Genomic DNA, 19966 nt, shown 5'->3' on the forward strand with positions numbered 1-19966 from the left:
ATTTTTGTTAATTAATTCTTTTGTGAATATAAACTATCACCGCTACGGTAAATGTTCAATTCTTTATTCGGTCTTGGTTTCTATGTATAAAATCTTTCCATCCGTGGTAATGGTCCTCTGCCTGCGGCCTCCCCATTTGCATAAAGTGGCAGTAAGCAGCCCCTAAAGCATCTGTTGCATCCATGAATTTTGGCATGTCGTCGCCGTTGATACGAAGCAATCGTTGCAACATACCGGCAACCTGCTCTTTGCTGGCCTGTCCTTGTCCGGTGATAGCCATTTTGATTTTCAGCGGTGCATACTCGTGTATTGGCACGTCGTGGTGAATTGCAGCGGCGATAGCTACACCTTGTGCACGTCCTAACTTGAGCATCGATTGCACGTTTTTGCCGAAGAACGGGGCTTCGATTGCCATTTCATCAGGCAGATACTCGTCGATAATACCGGTTACCCGATCGAAAATCTTGCCCAATCTGATATACGGATCAAGTTCCCGTCGCATATCTATAACCCCCATAGCTACCATTTGGGCAGTCCGGCCATAAACTCTGATGACTCCATAGCCCATAACATTGGTCCCGGGATCTATTCCTAATATAATTTTTTCAGCCTGTCTGCTGTTCATAATTTTCTTAAACGTCTATCTATCCATATAAGGATTGCCTGCCAATTCTATGCCGATGGTCGTCTTATCGCCGTGCCCCGGGTAGATTACAGTATCATCCGGAAGCTGACATATCATTCTGATGCTTTGTATTATTTGGAACATTGAGCCGCCTTCCAAGTCTGTCCGTCCGATAGAGTAGTGAAAAAGAGTGTCACCAGAGAATGCAACATGCTCCTTTTCACAATACAGGAAGATGCTGCCCGGCGAATGTCCCGGCGTTTCGATAATAGTAAATATATGGTTTCCGAAAGCGATAACGTCCTTGTCGGTCAGGTATTTTCTGATCGGAGGCATATCGTATTCGAGCCTTACACCCATAATCTGTTCTGCTTGAAAAGCCGCCAGTTCGATGAGAAACTTATCTGCGGTATGCACTTCTGCCCTTAATCCAAACTCTTCGAAAATAGTATTGTTGCCGAAGATATGATCTATATGGCCGTGGGTAGCAACAAGATGTTTCGGAGTAAGTTCGTTCTTGCGGATATATTCCACAATGGCTTTCCTTTCGTTCGTATAATACGCTCCGCAATCTACAATGATACATTCCTTAGAGTCGTCGCTGACAATGTAGCAATTCTCTTGGATCATGTTGCATACAATTCGCTTAATATTCAGCATATTCTATATTTTCAGTTACATACATATTCCAAGGATCAGAAAGGTAGATACACCACATTTTTCTTCTTGAACCATTCTTCTTGGAACCAATTGGCGATAGGAGTTACCTGAACGATATTTCTAAAAGGCCTAATCTCCGCTGTCAAGTCTCCTCCTTTTAGGCACAACAGCCCGTTGGGAAGCGGGTTAACCTGCTTAGACGAAATGTTTTTTCGGATTAATTTAGCCATATCGGGCAAGGACATTACGGCTCTGCTTACCACAAAATCGTATTTTCCCTTTTCGTTTTCGCCTCTCAAATGTTCCGTATCGACGTTTTTCAGACCGATATGGGTGGCAATCTCGGCTGCTACTTTTACTTTCTTGCCTATACTGTCTATTAGTTTAAAGCGGCAATTAGGGAAAAGTATTGCCAACGGAATGCCCGGAAAGCCACCGCCGGTACCCACATCAAGAACCGTTGTGCCCGAAACAAAGCTGATTTCTTTGGCTATTGCAAGCGAATGGAGCACATGATGTTCATAAAGATGATCGATATCCTTACGTGAAATAACATTTATTTTTGCATTCCATTCCTCGTAGAGCGGCGCAAGTTGTTCGAATTGATATTGCTGCTCGTCGGTCAGATTAGAGAAATATTTCCTGATGATTTCCATTGTCATTTAAGTAGTTTTCCGATTTCGCTTTTATCTATCTTTATCCTTATTTCGCCTACATCGTGCGGAGCGATCTCGTCTTCGCAGTAGATAAACGTAATAGCATCATCATCGATCATGAAGTTTTCGGGTACATATATGTAATCGTTGGCAAAGATATGTTTTTTCTTCAATTCATCAATACTGTTCAGATTGAAATTCTTCAACAGATGTTCGATAATAATATCTTTAAGAGCTGCATTGTAACCATCTACAAATAAGTCTTTTAAATTGATTGTACTACCGGTCTTCAGATCAATGTTCTTAACGAGTGTTTGATTAATCCCGTGCTCGCCTCCGGCATACATATAAAGTTTGGAGATATAAGTTAATATACCTTCAGACGGCATCTCAACGGATGTTTTCAGTATATAAGAACAATTATACGAGGCGGCATTCTGCCTGTCATCGCGGTATAAATCGCCATATTCTTTCTTATAATCGGCAATATATTGTGCGGCGAAAGCATGGACAGCTGCGTTCATGTCTGCCTGTTGAGGATTACCGATAAGATAATCCGACATTAAAATACCCGAATTGATTATCTCGTGATTGATTTTTTTATCGTTCTTTCCTTTCACATATATTACGTGCAACGACACGTCACATTTTGGGGAATGAGCCTCAGAAGTAAGCGCAATCGTAGAATCCACGCATATGGAGTCTATTTCCAATCCGCTTTTGTATATGTCGAACTTGTTTTTGTTACTACACGAACATACTAACAATGCCGTAAGGGCTATCGTTAACAGATACTTCATATTTATATATTTGCGGACAAAGGTACAAAATATTTACATACTGCTATGTTCTTATAAGATATTTTTAAGGTAAAAAACCATAACGTCAGCATGAGATGGGGAGATTATGTACGGCATGTAACGGCAATAGACATATCGTTTGTTTTGCTTATTTCACACATGCAACGATTATAGGGCTATGGGACAGGTAATAAAGAGCCGTAAGCGCGCTATAATGAATGGTGATAATGGGTATTATAAGGGCACCGGAAAGAATGGGAAGAGAACGGTAATGCGTGTTCTCTTCCCGATAAATATCAGTTTGCGCTCCTATAATCAGGCAAGTGGAACTCGTAGGATTTATCGAATACCTGACTTACCTTGTTAATCTCGAGGAGTGTTGTACCGCCGCCTTCTCCAAAGCTACCGCTCAAATATGCTATCTTATCTTCGAGTCCGATGTATCCCTTTTGGCGAAGCATACGGATTGCAGCAATGAAAGTGTGTTCAGGTGTGGTGTGTTCTTTTTGATATACCGGAATTACACCATAGCTCAAATTCAGCCAACGCTGCGTTTTTTCCTTGTAGCAGATGGCAAGTACGGGCGTAGGACCGCGAAATGCTGCCAGATTACGGGCCGTCTGTCCGGTTTCGCTGTCGGTGATAATTCCCTTAACTCCCAATTGTGTGGTAGATTCAATGGCAGAGTGAGCAAGGAATTCCCTTTGATCTTCGCATCCATCGATAAAGGGATTGATGTCGTTTGTACGTATCTTATCCTGTTCGGCCTGCTCTGCAATGCGCGCCATTGTCTGCACTGCTTCGAGAGGATATTTGCCCGAAGCGGTTTCACCACTCAACATAAGGGCATCGGTGCGATAGTAGATGGCATTCGCGATGTCGGTAACTTCGGCACGTGTGGGACGTGGATTGTTGATCATCGTGTGGAGCATCTGTGTTGCCACGATTACCGGTTTCTTCTTGATGGTACATTTACGGATGATTTCGCGTTGTATACCGGGAATACGTTCTATGGGTACTTCAATTCCCAAGTCGCCTCGGGCAATCATGATGCCGTAAGAAGCCTCGATAATTTCGTCGATGTTGTCTACACCTTCTTGGTTTTCAATCTTCGAGATGATTTTGATGTCGCTGTTATGCTCGTCGAGTATGTCTTGCACAGCTTTTACATCGGCAGCATTGCGTACGAAAGAATGGGCGATGAAATCGATGTCTTGTTCGATAGCAAATAAGATATTGTGCTTATCTTTCTCCGTTAATGCCGGAAGATCGATATGTTCACCCGGCACGTTTACACTCTTATGGGCACCCAGTTCACCGTCGTTCTGCACTTGTGCAACGAGCATAGGGCCAATGTTCTCAATCACTTTCATGTCTAAAGCTCCGTCGTCGAAGAGTATATCGTCGCCTACTTTTACGTCTTTGGCAATATCAGCGTAGGAAACATTTACGATATCATGCGACGAATCCATCTCCGGACGACCGAAAACCTTAACTATGTCGCCGGTCTTATATTTGATAGGTTCCGCCACATTGGTAGTTCGTACTTCCGGCCCTTTGGTATCGATGAGTATACCGATGTGGGGCGAGACCTCTCGTACATTCTTTATAATGTTTTCCATGCCCTCCCGAGTGGCATGGGCAGTATTCATACGTACGACGTTCATTCCTGCAAAAAACAGTTTTCGTAGGAAATCGACATCACAATGCCTGTCGCTGATAGAGCATACTATCTTTGTTTGTTTCATTATATGTATGTTTTAATGACCTTTTATTTATTCTTATAATGTTTGAGTGAATGAATATATTACAATTCCCAAATAAATATATTAGACGCGCGATAATATTCTTGCGCAACGATACAATATATTTATATTCTGTAAATTATGAGTGCAAAAGTACGAAGTTTCGCGGATAAATCAAAGTATATTAGTACTTTTTATTGCTTGTCTGTTGAAAAATCAAGCCAACCTTCAACCCATTGTTTGCCGGAATGGTCATCGTTATCGTTGTAAAGATTAGATACGCACAAACCGAGCAGGCGTACCGATTGTCTTGTCAAGTCTACTTCGGCGAGCAGTTCTTTAGCAAGTGGCAGAATGTCGTCTTTGGATATCAGTACTTTGTGTACGGTTTTGCTCCGTGTTATTTGGGTGAAATCGGCAAATTTCACCTTTAATGTCAGCGTTCTTCCATTAAATTTAGACTTGGATATACGCCCAGAAAGTTCTGTAACAATATGATAGAGTTCTATCAGAATAGCAGAATTCAAACGTATATCTTCGAGAAAAGTATGCTCGCAACCGACAGATTTGCGGATTGCCGATGCTATAACAGGACGATTGTCTATGCCCCTTGCAAAATTATAATAGATGTTTCCGCTCTTTCCGAATGTTTCTATAAGATGATGCAACGATACTTCTTGAAGCTGTGCTCCGTTGAATATACCGATGTGATGCATGATCTGTGCCGTTTTTGGACCGACTCCCCAAAACTTTTCTATGGGAAGTTTTGAGATAAAGTCCAGTGCGCGGTGCGGATGGATAACCATCAAACCGTCGGGCTTTCTATAGTCTGATGCGATTTTTGCCAAGAACTTATTGTACGAAATGCCGGCAGAGGCGGTCAGATTTAGCCGTTTTCTGATTTTGTCTTTTATTTCTTTCGCTATATCTTGGGCGAGCGAAATGTTGAAACTGTTGTGAGTAACATCTAAAAACGCCTCATCGATAGAAAGCGGTTCGACCAAATCGGTGTATTCTTGAAAGATTTCATGCACCTCGTTGGATATTTCCCGATACACATTTCGTCGGTTTGGCACGATTATCAAGTGGGGGCATAGCTGCTTGGCCTTGGCTATCGACATTGCGGAATGCACGCCGAACTTCCGTGCTTCGTAACTTGCCGTGGTTACGACGCCTCGCGGACCGTCGTATCCTACAGCTATAGGTTTACCGCGCAGGTCGGGATTATCTCGTTGCTCCACCGCCGCAAAGAATGCATCCATATCAATATGGATGATTTTCCTTACAGGTTCATTCGATAGAGTGGGAGAGTTGGGCTCTATGGTTTCACGGAAACGCATTTTGCAAAAGTAACAAAAACATCCTGTCAGGCAAAATATATCCGATGATATATTATAAATATGTCATATAAAAAAACTCTGTTTCTTTTACATTTCAGTCAGATGTTTTCTGTAGCTGGTATCGCATAATTGCATGAAACAGCATATCGAGACTTTTGTCTTAATGAGTTTTTTGATTGTCTAATATCAAAAAAAACGAAATAAATTTCCTTATCAGCCAAAAAACTCGTATATTTGCACACCGAGAACGAAGGATAGTAATTTATTATAACAAAAAATATTTAGCGATGACTAAAGCTGATATCATTAACGAGATTGCCAATTCTACAGGAATGCAGAAAAAGGAAGTGGCCGTTGTTATCGAAAGTTTCATGAGTACAGTTAAAGAGAGTTTGCTTAAGCGTAAGGAGAACGTTTATTTGCGTGGCTTCGGAAGTTTTATCATTAAGCATAGAGCTGCCAAAACCGCACGCAACATTCTCAAAAATACGACCATGACAATCGAAGCACACGACTTGCCGAGTTTCAAACCCGCAAAGAGTTTTATCGATGAAATGAAAGCCTAAGTTACCGACATTCGTTTCTTGTTTCGGTTGAGTAGAAAATAAGGTAAACATACAAATAACATTTAAATTATTAGGCTATGCCAAACGGTAAGAAAAAGAAAGGCCACAAGATGGCAACGCATAAGCGTAAAAAGAGATTAAGAAAGAATAGACATAAGAGCAAATAATTGTTAGTATAATAGTTCTATTCAGAATAGAGGCGTGTCAATGTATCTGCCATAAGAGCTATGACATGCCTTTTTTAATATGAGTAATCCGAGACCGTTTGTGCCGAAGATTACAGAAAAACAAATGAAGTAATATGACCAGCGAAGTTGTAATCGACGTCCAAGAGAAAGAAATTTCGACCGCTCTGCTGGAGGATAAACGCCTTGTAGAGTATCAGAACGAGCCGAAGTCGGCCTCTTTTTCTGTTGGAAACATTTACATTGCAAAAATTAAGAAACTCATGCCGGGACTTAATGCCTGCTTTGTGGATGTAGGTTATGAGCGCGACGCCTTTCTTCATTATCTTGACTTGGGAAGTCAGTTTAACTCTTATGCAAAGTATCTGAAACAGGTACAAAGCGATAGGAAAAGACTTTATCCGTTTGCCAAGGCATCACATCTGCCCGATTTAGACAAAAGCGGAAGCGTTCAGCAAACGCTCACCGTCGGACAGGAAGTTTTGGTGCAGATTGTAAAGGAACCGATATCCACAAAAGGGCCCCGACTGACAGGGGAACTGTCTTTTGCAGGACGTTTTTTGGTTCTTATACCTTTCGGTGATAAGGTCTCCGTATCTTCTAAAATCAAAAGCGGCGAGGAGCGTGCGCGTCTGAAACAACTCATTCATAGTGTAAGACCGAAGAACTGTGGCGTCATTGTTCGTACGGTTGCAGAAGGGAAACGAGTTGCAGAGTTGGATGCAGAACTTAAAGTGTTGGCAAAGCGTTGGGAGGATGCTTTGGTGAAAGTTCAGAAAACACAAAAAAGACCACAGCTTGTATTCGAGGAAAAGGGCAGAGCCATTGCGTTGATACGCGATATTTTCAATCCAAATTTCGAGAACATCTACGTAAACGACAAAGACGCGTTCAACGAGATAAAAGACTATGTAACATTGATTGCCCCTGCCAAAGCGGGCATCGTCAAGATGTACACAGGTAAGGTGCCTATCTTCGATAACTTCAACGTAACGAAGCAGATAAAAGCGAGCTTCGGCAAAACCGTAAACTACAAGCACGGTTCTTATCTGATTATCGAGCATACCGAAGCTCTGCATGTGGTAGACGTAAATAGCGGAAATCGTGCGCGAAACGAAAAAGGTCAGGAAGCCAATGCACTCGAAGTGAACTTAGGTGCTGCCGATGAGTTGGCAAGGCAACTGAGATTACGCGATATGGGAGGTATCATCGTTGTAGATTTCATCGACATGAATTTGGCCGAAGACCGGCAAATGCTTTACGAGCGAATGTGCAAAAACATGCAGCAGGATAGAGCAAGGCATAACATCTTACCGTTGAGCAAATTCGGTTTGATGCAGATCACGCGTCAGCGTGTGCGTCCGGCTATGGACGTCAATGTAGAAGAGAACTGTCCTACATGTTTCGGCAGCGGGAAGATAAGATCGAGCATACTGTTTACAGAGCGGCTCGAAAGCAAAATTGACCAACTGGTTAACAAGATCGGCGTCAAGAAGTTCTATCTGCACGTGCATCCGTACGTGGCAGCTTACATCAATCAGGGAGTATTTTCTCTCAAGCGTAAATGGCAGCTGAAGTACGGATGGGGCGTGCACATTATTTCTTCACAGAAGCTCGCATTCTTGCAATATGAGTTCTATGATGCACAAAATCAGTTCATAGATATGAAAGAAGAAATAGAAACCAAATAAAGCCTGCCGCAAACTTGCGGCAGGCTTTTTAGTTTATATCACCGGGTTGGATAGCAACCGGCCCGCTCTCTTGTTTTTTGCTTTCCACACTTCTGTACTTGCATAATACAGAAATAAATACTATCTTTGCACCGAAACTCTAAAGAAGACTATGACTAATTTTAAATGCCCTTTTTACTTAGCACTCTGGGCGTGTGCTGTTTTGTGCTTTGCATCCTGCAATAATGATAAAAAGTTGATGCTGAAGATCGAAGATTATGCCAATCACATGGTGCATCCCGACTCGGCCATCATCCTTGTCGACAGCATCTTCGCCAACGACCACCCTTCAGAGAAGACGGTAGGATTATTGCAACTGTTCAAGGCCAAGGCCATGTTCCGTAAGTATTATTATACCATAGACTTCCCCACGGGAGTCGACTCTATCATCGCCAGTTCCGTGGCGATACTTGAAAAACATGGCGACAAGATGCGTATCGCCGAGGCTTATGCTTATCAAGGATTTATTCTGGGTACTTATTATGATAGGCCGGCAGAAGCATTGTTCAGTTTAGAGAGAGCCAGAAATGTGGTGGCAGATGTTGAGCAACCGTGGACCAATAATATAGTTTATGATGAGTTGGCTACCATCTATGAGTCGCTCGATAATCTCGATATGTCCATCGAGTGCGTCAAGAAAGGCCTGCAACTACAGAAGAAATACAAGGTAACTTCGGCCATTATTATGGGAAACCACAATCTGAACGTTCTTTACGATGAGAAAAATCAGCAAGACAGTGCTGAATATTATTTCCATAAAGTGATGCGCGATTCCGCTAACTTCGATTCAACCGAAGTTCCGCAGTTCTACGAAACGTTCGGGCAATATTATTTCAGGCACAACCAATTGCAATGGGCAAAATACTATTTCGAGCAAGTTCCTTTATCAAGAAATCTGGCTTTGGTTCAGCTTTATCTGGCTCGTATCGCACGGCGTGAACATCGGCCGAAAGACGAGCAGTTCCACATGGCCAAAAGCATCCACATAGCCGACTCGCTGGAAAAGACCAGCGACTGGAACCGGTTTGCCTTGCGGCGTTATTTCAGAAAACTGGCATATTATTATAAAGAAACGGGCAACTATCGGCAGGAAAGCAAGACACTGGAAAAGCTCGACTCGCTCAACGAGGCTGCTAAAGTCTATAGCATCACTGTGGGCAACAAAGCAAACCAAATGGAAAGAGATTACGAGAGCAACCTCTTGAAGGCGCAGCATCGCAAGCAGGTAAGAACCATGCTCGCCCTCATCGTCGTAGTGGCCCTTGTGTTGGGCTTCCTTATCTACGTCGGTGTGAGAAAAAGCCTCAAAGCGGTGAGAGAAAGATTAAATCGGGCCAAGCAAAAGAGTTATCAGCAAGCCTACCAAATCGGCAAGCTGAAAGTACAGATGGAGGAAATGCCGGCAACGCTTACTGGTAAAATAGCAGAAGGCAAGCTGCTGTTCGAAAATATTGCCACGGGTAAAACAACGATGAAAGACTGGAACCGCGCAGACTTCGATAGCTATATCAGCTACGCCCGATTTGTCGACAGAGACTTTTTCAGCGAACTGGATAAAACCCACCAAAAGCTATCCACAAAACCTTTAATCTTCTTTTATCTTTGGAAAAAAGGCATGACAGACAGCGAGATTGCCCGTGCTATGGAGGTAACCAACGGAAGCATCCGCACGATGCGTTACAATATCCGGAAGCTCCACAAGTAGGGAAAAGGCAATAAAAAATAAATATCCGAAGAGTGGGGGGATTATACCATTATGCAGCAGATGGATAATCCCCCTCTTTTTAATCATTCTCTTCTGCCTAATCTAATCGTTAACACCTTTTTTCTTTGTTTTTCAGTCATAATACCCGCCCTAAATGTCAAAATGTGGAATTTTGGCGTAAGTAACTGTGTGCCAGCACTTTTGCAGCCTCGCAGAATGTAATAATTTTAAATGTTTTTTTGACAAATCTTTCTCTCGGCATGATACTTTTGATAAATTTACCGTGCAAAAACGATTTAATTGGAATATCTTTGTGCCGTTTCTGCGTGAGTAGTCGCGAGAGCAAATAAAAGTCGGCGCCCATCCTATGGGCTGCAATTTCAAATAAAAGATGAAAAATAATAACTTAAAAGAGTGATGTGCTCAACCTCCGTGGTTCATCGTGTCAACCTCCGTGGTTCACAGCCTCAACCTCCGTGGTTCACAACGTCAACCTCCGTGGTTCATCGTGTCAACCTCCGTGGTTCACAGCCTCAACCTCCGTGGTTCACAACGTCAACCTCCGTGGTTCACAGCAGGCGGCACAACGGAATATCCTCGAAAGGGCCATGAAACAACAGGCAGGGGGAATAACAGCATTCCTCGCACGGCGAACTTCCGAACAATCATCTGCATAAGCGCTGCATGGAGAGAATAATCATTCCCTTATTTTACGAGAACGACATTAACTAAATATGAAAAATTAATTTAAAAAAGAAGACTATGGCTTTTTACAAGAAAGTAAAGAAAAAAATCAACGGAAAGTGGTATCCGCAGGCCGTGCTTGTGGGTAGGCAAATTTCCACAGAGCAGATTTCAAAGCGACTGGCCGCCGAGTCTACGGTGAGCCCCGCCGATGTGATTGCCGTACTCACGGCATTAGGTAGCGTAATGGCCGACTATATGTCGCAGGGCCATTCGGTAAAACTCGACGGCGTAGGTACGTTCTACCTTACTGCCACTGCTGCCAAAAACGGCGTGAGCAATGCCAAAGACGTAAATGCAGATCAAATTGTGGGCGTGCGTGTGCGCTTCCTGCCCGAAACCCATTACGAGGGCGGCAGGGCAAAGGGCAAGCGTGTAATGTCGCGTACGCTTACCAGTATGCCTATCCATTGGGAAGAGTGGAAAGCTGCCGAGGAAGAAAACAAACCGAAAGAAAACGAAACGCCTCCAAAGCCATAAAGTAGTAAGAAAACTATCAAACCTACTCGCCGTACAAATGTGTACGGCGAAAGGTTTTTCTTTATACAAACAGATTATAATTAACGAATACAATTATGATGAATTTTTTTACTTGTGCAGGGCATCATGCCCGCTCTGAGAATGCGGCATTGCATTCCATGCACCCATGCAGAGTTATAATGCTGCTCTTTGTTTTACTTTTAACAAATATCGGAGCCAAGGCCTATGTTGTAGGCGAATACTTCGTTAAAGACCACATTACCTATCGCGTAATCGATGCCAGCACGGCCAGTCCAAAGCTGGCCGTATATAATGTAAAAGGTGTATCGGGTACGGTAACTATCCCCGCAACGGTGTTCGACGGCATCGACACCCACTTCAAGGTAACGCAGATTGGAGGAGGGCACGATTCAGATAATTATGAATGGTCGTCGACTGTGACGGGAGTGACATTGCCCAATACCATAACAACGATTGATTCGAGAGCTTTCGCAGGTTCCGGTATTACTTCACTCACTTTGCCGGCTTCTGTGACCGCGGTCAAGGGAACGAAAAGCATGTTCTGGAACACTTTGATAAGTCAGTTAAAAGAGATACGAGTTGCAGCCGGAAACACCAGTTTCATTTCGGACAATGGAGTCTTGTACACAACAGGGCATAAGGCTTTGATAGCAATTCCTAATAAATATGACTTGTCTTCCACTACCTATATTTATTCCATCAATCCGAATTGTGTTAAGGTTTATCCTGATGCGATACCCTCTTATCTGAATATAAAGAAGCTAAATATCCCTGCGGCAACGACCGATTTATCTTTTGGCACGTGGCCTCAGTTTTCATATTCTACTTTCACTCTGGAAGAGTTTGATGTAGATACAGACAACAGTGCTTTCTGTAGTATAGATGGGGTTATTTATGATAAAGAGAAAGCACAGGTACTTCTGTATCCGCCGGGTAAACAAGATACACATTTTACGATACCAGATAATGTCACTACGGTTGCAAAATATGTATTCTATAATAATTCCTATTTGACTTCTATAAATTTTAATAATGTTCAGACTGTAGATGCGTGCGCTGTGTTTTCATGTTCGCTTTTGCAGACCATAACAATTCCATCCTCGTTAACGTCAATTTCTACTGGGGCATTTCAAACTTGCCCGAAAATGTCTAAATATATTGTTGAGGCGGGTAATCCCAATTATTCTACAGATGATAATGGCGTGTTGTTTGACAAAGATAAAAAGATACTGATTGCTTATCCGCTTGGTAGAGAAGGAAACTATGCTATTCCTAATACGGTTACGACCATCGGTTACGCAGCTTTCTATCGCTCTCTTAATATATCTTCTGTAACCATTCCTTCATCTGTCGTGAACTTGGAACAGTATGCGTTCCGACTTATGCCCAATTTGACCTCTGTAACTTTTGAAGAAGAATCACAGGTTAAGGTTTTCGGTTATCTTGCGTTTTATGAAAATCCAAAGCTCACTGTGGTTACTTTGCCGAAATCCTTGGCTACTTTGGGTAATAGTTTTTCAAAATGTTTAGCATTAGAGACCATCAATGTTCCTGATGGCTCACAATTGGAAACGATAGCGGCAAACGCTTTTTCAAGTAGTGACAACTTGACCAACTTCAACTTTTTAGGTAGCTGTAAATTAAAAAATATAGGAGTAAATGCCTTTGCCGATAAAACAAAACTCAAGGCTTTTCATTTTCCTGCCTCGGTAACTTCTATCGGTACCAACGCCTTCGGCAACACGCCTGCGATGGAGACGGTTACTTTCGCCGACAACAGTACAATTATCGCCTTTGGCGAAGGAGCATTTGCCAACAGTGGCATTAAGAGCATCAAGATACCTGCCGGCGTAAAATCTATTGCCAAAGAAGCTTTCAAGAATTGTAATGTACTTGAAAAGGTAACGGTGCCGGCCGGCTGTACCAATATCGATCCGCAGGCTTTCAAGTTCGACTCTAAACTGGCCGATATAGAGGTAGATGCCAATAACACGGTCTACTCCAGTGTGCAGGGCATATTGTTGAGCAAGGATAAATCGAAGCTTATCCTCTTCCCGCCGGGCAAAGCACGTACAGACTTCACGCTTCTGCCGCCGTCCATCACCAAGATAGGCGACTACGCTTTCTACGAGAGCGGTACCAACTTCACTAACCTTGTAATACCGGCAAAGGTGAACACCATCGGTCAGCGCGCCTTCGGCCTATGCCGCAGTCTGAAAACACTTACGCTGCTGTGCGACCAAGTTATACCGAGCACCAAGATAGACCAAGGTACTAACACCATGGCTTTCGACGACGGTACTGTGGCTTCCGACAAGGCCACCGATCACGTAACGGTGTACGTACGCAAGAACCTGTTCGATGCCTATAAGGCAGATGCCTTCTGGAGCAAATTCAACCTGAAGCCATCTTTCACCGTCAAAGCGGAAGGCACGACAACCACCGACGCAACAGACGAATACATACCGACCTCAGCCAACACAGCCGACCTGCTTTCTACTACAGCCAATGTAAAGACGTTCATCGTGCCCAAACAAATTAGTTATAGAGAAACGGGCGCTGCAGCTGCCACAACCTACAAGGTGGGCCTGATAGGCGACTACGCTTTCGAGAACGCCAACAGCAATATGAAAGAGGTTGTGGTAAAGGCCGATATAGACTATATCGGTGCTATGGCATTCGTTACCAAAACACAGCGTAATGCCGCCACGAATACCATCAGCCCTGTAAGCACCACTATCAGCCAAGTAGTGTTCACGGGTAACGCTCCCGCCACACAGCTGTCGCGTAACTATTTCGGTTTGGGTGCGCAGTTCAGCGAGTTCTTCAAGGGCACTGCGGGCACGGGCGCCTGCACACAGAAGATATACGTCAAGAAGTCGAAGCTGGCGGCTTATAAGACGGCATGGCCCGCCTATACCGATGCCCTCGACTACAAAATAAAGGGCGACGGCGCCGCTGACTTCCAGATTGCCACCAAGTACGCCTCCTTTGCACGCGAGTTCGATACCGACTTTGCCGACTATTTGGCTGCCAAGGGCAATACGAAGATTGCCGCTTTCGTGGCGGGTTCGCAGCTCATTCAGGGGCCGGGCGACTATGGCACGAGTACCTATCATGTGCGCATGACGAGTATCGACGAACACGGAGGCAACGCTTCGTATGCTTATATACCCGCTGCCACGGGCGTACTACTGAAAGTGCTCGACCGTGAGAAGACCGATGCAGATTTCTACTACACTATCGGCGAAGAAGACGATCGCACCTATAACATAACCGATAATGTTATGACGGGTATCACCGTAACCGACGCCCGTGTGGAGGCATCGTCTACGAGTCCCGTATATGTGATGCGCGATGGACTCTTCCGTAAGGTTGATACACCCATCGCAAGTTTCCCTGTGCACGGAGCATACATGAAGATTAAAGAGTTGCAGGGCGGTGCCAAAGTGATATTCGACTTCAAAGATCCCACGACGACGGGAATTGAGAGCATTTCGGCCGACGGCACGGCTGTTAACAGCGATGATGCCTACTATAACCTGAACGGACAGCGTTTCGTGGGTAAGCCCCAACAGGCAGGTATCTACATACATCAAGGAAAGAAAATTGTAATTAAGTAAATATTTTAAACAATGAAAAAGAATGTATATGTAAAGCCCAAGGCCGTTAAAGTTACCTTGGATGTGGATGAACTGATGATCCCCGCCAGTCCGGGGGTAGGTCCTGCTAAACCCTCTGGCGATCCGGACTTCCTTGACGAAGAGTGGGAAGAAGAAGATACTGATAACGAGGAACAGTTACTTTTATGAAGATAGAATTTGATTTCTTTTATAACTCTCTATTATAAATACGTGTGGAACTGGTAGGTGATCTATAGGTTCCACTTTTTTATTTTATATCGAAACTTTCTGCATAGTAGATACCCAATCTGGCTGCAATAGAAAAAAGGTATCGCTGTTTCTTGAATTAGAGGATAACACATACGGAAAAAGATTTCTTGTTACCTCTTCGGAATAATTCTCACCATGATAACTATTCTTAGAACTTCAGTATTAAAAAAGCCGCTTAGCATTGGGCTAAGCGGCTTATATAGTATCGAATGACTAAATGGGATTAGCCGTTATGCTTCTTCATGATTTTGATCAAATCGACAACTTTGTGAGAGTAACCGATCTCATTATCGTACCAAGAAACAACCTTGACGAACTTGTCTGTCAGATAAACACCTGCATCTGCATCGAAGATAGAAGTTAACGGACAGCCAAGGAAGTCGGAAGAAACAACTTTGTCTTCTGTGTATCCGAGAATTCCTTTCAACTCGTTCTCAGAAGCTTTCTTCATTGCGTTGCAGATATCTTCCTTAGAAGCGCCTTTCTTAAGGTTTACAGTTAAATCGACAACAGAAACATCCAAAGTCGGAACGCGCATGGAAATACCTGTGAGCTTACCGTTCAGTTCGGGAATAACCTTACCTACAGCCTTAGCAGCACCGGTAGAAGACGGAATGATGTTACCGGAAGCTGCACGACCACCGCGCCAATCTTTTAATGAAGGGCCGTCAACAGTACGCTGGGTAGCAGTTGTAGAGTGAACGGTTGTCATTAAACCAGTCTCGATACCGAAGTTATCGTTCAGCACCTTGGCGATAGGAGCCAAGCAGTTTGTTGTACAAGAAGCGTTGGAGACGATTTGCTGGCCTGCATATTTATCTGTATTTACACCGCAAACGAACATATCAGCCTGACGACCATCATCGCCTTTTTTAGAAGGAGCAGAAAGAACAACGTACTTAGCACCAGCTTGGATGTGCTTTTCTGCGCGATCCATCGTGAGATAGAAACCGGTCGATTCTACAACATATTCAGCTCCGATCTCGTTCCACTTCAAATCTGCAGCATCTTTCTCTGCAGTAACACGAATATGGTTGCCGTTAACGATCAGCTCATTCTTTTCAACATCAGCTTCGATAGTTCCGTTGAACTGTCCGTGCATTGTATCATATTTCAGCATGTAAGCCATGTAATCTACAGGCAGAAGGTCATTGATACCTACAACAACAACATCGTTCTTGTTTGCTTCTTCAAGCGTTGAACGGAAAACGAAACGACCGATACGACCGAAACCGTTAATACCAATTTTAATCATTTTACTTTTACTTTATTAAAGGGTTAAAAATATGTTATACCTATTAAATATTTTTACTGCCGCATTAGCCGAAAGTCTTTCCAATAAATCGAATGTTGAAAATATGGGGTATGTACGGCACATTTCTTTTCTATCGTGCGCAAAGTTACGATTTTTTTTCTATATTTGCACAGTATTTCAGTTTAAATAATATAAAATATTTCTTTTATGAATAAGTTTTTAAGTGAGTTTAAGGCGTTTGCCATGCGTGGCAATGTGATTGATATGGCTGTAGGTGTAATCATCGGTGGTGCTTTTGGAAAAATCGTATCGTCGCTTGTCGATGATGTATTGATGCCTTTAATTGGTACAATCGTCGGTGGAATAGACTTTACATCGCTTGCCATAACCATTGGAGAGGCTAAGATTACTTACGGAAATTTCCTCCAGAATATTCTCGATTTTATCATCGTAGCTTTCTCTATATTCTTGTTTATTAAAGGTATCAGTTCGCTGTCGAAGAAGAAAGAGGAAGAGCCGGCTTCGGCACCGGAACCAAGTAACGAGGAAAAATTGCTTGCCGAAATCAGAGATTTGTTGAAGAATAAATAATCGAATGTTGTGGATAGCTACGGTTATTTATTACTATGATTTAGGTGTCAGGAAATTTGATATACGATAAAAATACAAAATGTGGAAAATCCTAATTGTCGGAATATGAATGGCAGTTAGGATTTTTTTGATATAACTTTCGATGATATCATACAGGTGTATCTTCCGTGTTTTCTGTAAAAATATCGTCGGCCCGTCCGACTTCGTCTTCATCGAACCAAGTTTTAAGTTTGTTTTTAGCTTTATCTTTTACTTCTTCGGAAACTTCATTCCACACTTTGTGCAGTACGAATATGAGTACAGTGAGATCATCTCCTAAGCCTGCTATAGGTATAGCGTCGGGTACAATATCCAAAGGGCTGATCAGATATCCCAAAGCTCCTATGATTATTGCTTTATCTTTCATGGATATCTTGTCGCTTTCTAATATATAATAAAGTATAAGCGCGGCATAAACCAGTTTTACACCGGCTCTTTTGGCAATCCTTGAAATCTTTTCGACAAATCCCGTTTGCGAGAACCTGTCTTTATATTGCATAAAATCAGGTAAGTTCATATTTTATAATAGCTTTTGTGGTTATCGGCGATAATTCAGTATGGCTTCGATATAGGCTTCTACGTTGTCATTATGTAGTTTCTTCAATTTGTATTTGATAAAAAACTTCAACAATACTTTATAAACTGCAAATAGCAGCAGACCTATTAGTACCGCAATGATAACAGACCATTCGCCCCAAGGAAGTTGCTTTTCGGAAAATACGGACATGACAAGAACCGGTAACACAATAAGTATGCCGGCTATGGTATATTGTGTTCTTGAGCTGCCTGCCGAGTCGAGTATGGCCTGCTTGTCGAAGAGATAGTCTTTCAGCATAGTCTGCGTAATGTGGTATCGTTCCATTGCGGGGAAATCGGCATTGTCCTGATGTTGTTTGATTGTGTTTTCTACCAAGTGTTGATAATCATTCAATATCTCGCTCATGTCAACTATTTATTAAAACCGTTTGATAGAATAACGTAATATCGGCAAAATTATTGTTATAAATCTACGATAGCGATATTGCGCATAGATGCAAGGTAATTCTTACGGATGTTCAATACTTTTTGCCAAGTTGTCTCGTTCTCGAACTTATTATGTAATTCCATTCGAAGGTTCCATACACCTTTCGACTCCAATCGGTCGATCATGCTGCCCACTGTAATATTGACCAATGCTTCAGCCGGCTGATATACGGTATCATTGCTGCTATCAAGTCCGGAATTGGCTACTACTAAATTTACTTCAGACAATGTATAGAGAAGATCGTGGATAATATGAGTGGGAATACCCGTTTCGAGTTTCAATTCTACTGCTGTGTAAGGGTGTTTCCCTTCTTTGAAACGCTTGCAAATACGACTAAGCAGCAACGCACTCAACAGCATTTTATAACGATGACTGATATCGCTGGTCTTTGCAAGAAATGAAAATTCTTCAAGATTTTGGCTTGCATAGCTCATTTCCGCGCCGAACAGACAGATAGACCATGATATCTGTACCCATAACATAAAAAGCGGTAATGCTGCAAACGAACCGTATATGGCGTTGTAGCTCGATAGAAATATCTGAGAATGGATGTAAACATACTGTACCAGCTGCATTGCTACGCCTGAGATAATTCCGGGAATAATTACGTACTTCAGCTTTACATGAGTATTCGGCATGAATAAATAAAGCGAAGTAAACACACACACTGTCAGCAGGTAAGGCATGATATTGATCCCGAAGCGCACCACGGGACCGACGAGAAGTATGGAGTCTGTTTTTACAGCAACCATTGCCATGAACAAAGATATGCCCGAAGTAAGAACGATAAATACGGGTATCAAGAACAACATAGCAAGATAATCTGTAATCGTGCGCATGATGCTCCGCTTCTTTTTCACCTGCCAAATATCGTTAAAAGTCTGCTCTATGTTACGTATAAGCATTAAAACAGTCCAAAGCATGAATATCAAGCCAATTCCGAGTATAACTCCGCTCTTAGCGTGAACAAGATACGAGTTTACAAAACCGATAATAGCTTCGGCTGCTTGAGGTTGGCTACTGAGCGCATCTCTAAACCACACTTCGATATGAGAGGAAAAGCCGAACCCCCGTGCGATGGCAAAAACAACGGCACATATCGGTACAATAGCAAGTAGGGTGCTATAAGTGAGTGCCGAAGCCATATCCACAGTGCGCTTGGTCGTAAAAAATTGAATTGTTAGATATAGCCTCTTTATGACAGAATACAGCAGTCTACGAAAGGGAGATAGATTTTCGGGCGAAGCCTTCCAGATGTCTATTGTAAGAAAGTCTATAAAATGTCGAAGTTTTCCGGGCATTGCACAGATTTTTATAATGAAACATATTTTTGCCATATAGACTGCAGAAACTGCGTAGATATTTCAAGAAAAGAAACAGCGCTCCTATAAGCCGGGTTCTGTATCTTTCCTCATATTGCTATAAAGAAAGAGCCTGCCATTTATCTACCCTGTAAGTCGCCCTACAGTTGAAGCATTCTACCCTCCGTCGTACTTGTGTTCGAACGGGCTATTCTCAAACGACGGTTTACATGAACTTGCAGCCTCCAGCAGACACGGCACGGCGATCACCCGTCGTCCGGTGGTCTCTTACACCGCCTTCTCACCCTTACCCAAGCCGCATAGCGACAAAATGTCGTTAATATAGCCTTGGCGGTTATTTTCTTCTGTCTACACCTATTGTTGCCAATAGCTTCTATTTTCGGAAGTGGAGCGCCCTTTGCTGCCCGGACTTTCCTCTCGTTCCATCGGAACCAGCGGCAGAGCCGGAACACTGTTTCGTTTGCAAAGATACGTTTATTTATGAAAAATGCAAAGCAAATGCAGCTTTATTTCAGAATTGAGAGATTGTTTATCGGCGCTATATGTATGGTTTAAGCGTGATAGATGTACAACTTTGTATCATAT

17 protein-coding genes and 1 other RNA gene are annotated in these 19966 nt (G+C 42.9%); 7 read left to right on the top strand and 11 right to left on the bottom strand.

From position 1 onward, the window contains the following. Nucleotides 1-55 precede the first annotated feature (55 nt). The 6 genes from ruvC to dinB form a co-directional block, all read right to left on the bottom strand. Nucleotides 56-625 carry a crossover junction endodeoxyribonuclease RuvC gene (ruvC, locus tag BN3912_RS07800; RefSeq protein ID WP_023983025.1) on the bottom strand — a complete coding sequence of 190 codons (570 nt, stop codon included), beginning with the start codon at nucleotides 623-625 and terminating at the stop codon, nucleotides 56-58. 15 nt (nucleotides 626-640) lie between these two features. Further along, on the bottom strand, nucleotides 641-1285 hold the full coding sequence (locus BN3912_RS07805; protein ID WP_023983026.1) for an MBL fold metallo-hydrolase: 645 nt from the start codon (nucleotides 1283-1285) through the stop codon (nucleotides 641-643). 35 nt (nucleotides 1286-1320) lie between these two features. Beyond that, nucleotides 1321-1947, bottom strand: a complete 627-nt coding sequence (rsmG, locus tag BN3912_RS07810) for a 16S rRNA (guanine(527)-N(7))-methyltransferase RsmG (RefSeq protein WP_036858878.1) — start codon at nucleotides 1945-1947, stop codon at nucleotides 1321-1323. Next, entirely contained in the window at nucleotides 1944-2741 is a 798-nt protein-coding gene (locus tag BN3912_RS07815; protein ID WP_023983028.1) for an RsiV family protein, read from the bottom strand. The genes rsmG and BN3912_RS07815 overlap by 4 nt, the downstream gene beginning before the upstream one ends. 296 nt (nucleotides 2742-3037) lie before the next feature. Next, on the bottom strand, nucleotides 3038-4489 hold the full coding sequence (gene pyk, locus BN3912_RS07820; RefSeq protein WP_004370410.1) for a pyruvate kinase: 1452 nt from the start codon (nucleotides 4487-4489) through the stop codon (nucleotides 3038-3040). A 191-nt stretch (nucleotides 4490-4680) separates the two neighbouring features. Further along, the gene (dinB, locus tag BN3912_RS07825; protein ID WP_051403414.1) at nucleotides 4681-5826 is read right to left on the bottom strand and encodes a DNA polymerase IV; all 1146 of its coding nucleotides are present in this window, start codon (nucleotides 5824-5826) and stop codon (nucleotides 4681-4683) included. 287 nt (nucleotides 5827-6113) lie between these two features. On the opposite strand from dinB, the gene BN3912_RS07830 reads away from it, so the two are divergent. The 6 genes from BN3912_RS07830 to BN3912_RS12320 all read left to right on the top strand — a co-directional run bounded on the left by BN3912_RS07830 (nucleotide 6114) and on the right by BN3912_RS12320 (nucleotide 15069). Beyond that, nucleotides 6114-6392, top strand: a complete 279-nt coding sequence (locus BN3912_RS07830) for an HU family DNA-binding protein (RefSeq protein ID WP_016665122.1) — start codon at nucleotides 6114-6116, stop codon at nucleotides 6390-6392. Between the two features lie 301 nt (nucleotides 6393-6693). Further along, the gene (locus BN3912_RS07835) at nucleotides 6694-8268 is read left to right on the top strand and encodes an Rne/Rng family ribonuclease (protein WP_004370416.1); all 1575 of its coding nucleotides are present in this window, start codon (nucleotides 6694-6696) and stop codon (nucleotides 8266-8268) included. A gap of 238 nt (nucleotides 8269-8506) precedes the next feature. Continuing rightward, nucleotides 8507-10012, top strand: a complete 1506-nt coding sequence (locus BN3912_RS07840; RefSeq protein ID WP_023983030.1) for a tetratricopeptide repeat protein — start codon at nucleotides 8507-8509, stop codon at nucleotides 10010-10012. A 762-nt stretch (nucleotides 10013-10774) separates the two neighbouring features. After that, nucleotides 10775-11236: an HU family DNA-binding protein gene (locus BN3912_RS07850; protein WP_016665119.1), complete on the top strand. Its 462-nt coding sequence runs from the start codon at nucleotides 10775-10777 to the stop codon at nucleotides 11234-11236. A gap of 95 nt (nucleotides 11237-11331) precedes the next feature. Further along, entirely contained in the window at nucleotides 11332-14880 is a 3549-nt protein-coding gene (locus BN3912_RS07855) for a leucine-rich repeat domain-containing protein (protein ID WP_023983032.1), read from the top strand. Between the two features lie 12 nt (nucleotides 14881-14892). Then, on the top strand, nucleotides 14893-15069 hold the full coding sequence (locus tag BN3912_RS12320; RefSeq protein ID WP_004370427.1) for a hypothetical protein: 177 nt from the start codon (nucleotides 14893-14895) through the stop codon (nucleotides 15067-15069). Nucleotides 15070-15373: 304 nt separating this feature from the next. Here BN3912_RS12320 and gap read toward each other — a convergent pair whose 3' ends face one another. Then, nucleotides 15374-16405 (bottom strand): type I glyceraldehyde-3-phosphate dehydrogenase, encoded by a 1032-nt coding sequence (gap, locus tag BN3912_RS07860; protein ID WP_004370428.1) that lies wholly within the window; start codon nucleotides 16403-16405, stop codon nucleotides 15374-15376. A gap of 207 nt (nucleotides 16406-16612) precedes the next feature. Here gap and mscL point away from each other — a divergent pair, with 207 nt between their 5' ends. Further along, complete coding sequence (mscL, locus tag BN3912_RS07865) at nucleotides 16613-16996, top strand: large conductance mechanosensitive channel protein MscL (RefSeq protein WP_023983034.1); 384 nt, start codon at nucleotides 16613-16615, stop codon at nucleotides 16994-16996. Between the two features lie 148 nt (nucleotides 16997-17144). Here mscL and BN3912_RS07870 read toward each other — a convergent pair whose 3' ends face one another. The 4 genes from BN3912_RS07870 to rnpB all read right to left on the bottom strand — a co-directional run bounded on the left by BN3912_RS07870 (nucleotide 17145) and on the right by rnpB (nucleotide 19836). Then, nucleotides 17145-17552 (bottom strand): YkvA family protein, encoded by a 408-nt coding sequence (locus tag BN3912_RS07870; protein WP_004370431.1) that lies wholly within the window; start codon nucleotides 17550-17552, stop codon nucleotides 17145-17147. Nucleotides 17553-17573: 21 nt separating this feature from the next. Then, complete coding sequence (locus BN3912_RS07875) at nucleotides 17574-17978, bottom strand: hypothetical protein (RefSeq protein WP_023983035.1); 405 nt, start codon at nucleotides 17976-17978, stop codon at nucleotides 17574-17576. A gap of 56 nt (nucleotides 17979-18034) precedes the next feature. Beyond that, nucleotides 18035-19360 (bottom strand): YihY/virulence factor BrkB family protein, encoded by a 1326-nt coding sequence (locus BN3912_RS07880; protein WP_023983036.1) that lies wholly within the window; start codon nucleotides 19358-19360, stop codon nucleotides 18035-18037. A gap of 71 nt (nucleotides 19361-19431) precedes the next feature. Beyond that, nucleotides 19432-19836, bottom strand: an RNA gene (gene rnpB / locus BN3912_RS07885) — RNase P RNA component class A. Between the last annotated feature and the right edge of the window lie 130 nt (nucleotides 19837-19966).

This window comes from Prevotella phocaeensis, assembly GCF_900065875.1.
In the GTDB taxonomy this organism is placed as follows: domain Bacteria; phylum Bacteroidota; class Bacteroidia; order Bacteroidales; family Bacteroidaceae; genus Prevotella; species Prevotella phocaeensis.

Coding starts and splice junctions, on each gene's coding strand:
- BN3912_RS07855 (WP_023983032.1), top strand. CDS start 11,332: ATGATGAATTTTTTTACTTGTGCAGGGCATCATGCCCGCTCTGAGAAT.
- dinB (WP_051403414.1), bottom strand. CDS start 5,826: ATGCGTTTCCGTGAAACCATAGAGCCCAACTCTCCCACTCTATCGAAT.
- BN3912_RS07875 (WP_023983035.1), bottom strand. CDS start 17,978: ATGAGCGAGATATTGAATGATTATCAACACTTGGTAGAAAACACAATC.
- pyk (WP_004370410.1), bottom strand. CDS start 4,489: ATGAAACAAACAAAGATAGTATGCTCTATCAGCGACAGGCATTGTGAT.
- BN3912_RS07805 (WP_023983026.1), bottom strand. CDS start 1,285: ATGCTGAATATTAAGCGAATTGTATGCAACATGATCCAAGAGAATTGC.
- gap (WP_004370428.1), bottom strand. CDS start 16,405: ATGATTAAAATTGGTATTAACGGTTTCGGTCGTATCGGTCGTTTCGTT.
- BN3912_RS07815 (WP_023983028.1), bottom strand. CDS start 2,741: ATGAAGTATCTGTTAACGATAGCCCTTACGGCATTGTTAGTATGTTCG.
- BN3912_RS07870 (WP_004370431.1), bottom strand. CDS start 17,552: ATGAACTTACCTGATTTTATGCAATATAAAGACAGGTTCTCGCAAACG.
- BN3912_RS07830 (WP_016665122.1), top strand. CDS start 6,114: ATGACTAAAGCTGATATCATTAACGAGATTGCCAATTCTACAGGAATG.
- BN3912_RS07840 (WP_023983030.1), top strand. CDS start 8,507: ATGCTGAAGATCGAAGATTATGCCAATCACATGGTGCATCCCGACTCG.
- BN3912_RS07850 (WP_016665119.1), top strand. CDS start 10,775: ATGGCTTTTTACAAGAAAGTAAAGAAAAAAATCAACGGAAAGTGGTAT.
- BN3912_RS07880 (WP_023983036.1), bottom strand. CDS start 19,360: ATGCCCGGAAAACTTCGACATTTTATAGACTTTCTTACAATAGACATC.
- mscL (WP_023983034.1), top strand. CDS start 16,613: ATGAATAAGTTTTTAAGTGAGTTTAAGGCGTTTGCCATGCGTGGCAAT.
- ruvC (WP_023983025.1), bottom strand. CDS start 625: ATGAACAGCAGACAGGCTGAAAAAATTATATTAGGAATAGATCCCGGG.
- BN3912_RS12320 (WP_004370427.1), top strand. CDS start 14,893: ATGAAAAAGAATGTATATGTAAAGCCCAAGGCCGTTAAAGTTACCTTG.
- rsmG (WP_036858878.1), bottom strand. CDS start 1,947: ATGACAATGGAAATCATCAGGAAATATTTCTCTAATCTGACCGACGAG.
- BN3912_RS07835 (WP_004370416.1), top strand. CDS start 6,694: ATGACCAGCGAAGTTGTAATCGACGTCCAAGAGAAAGAAATTTCGACC.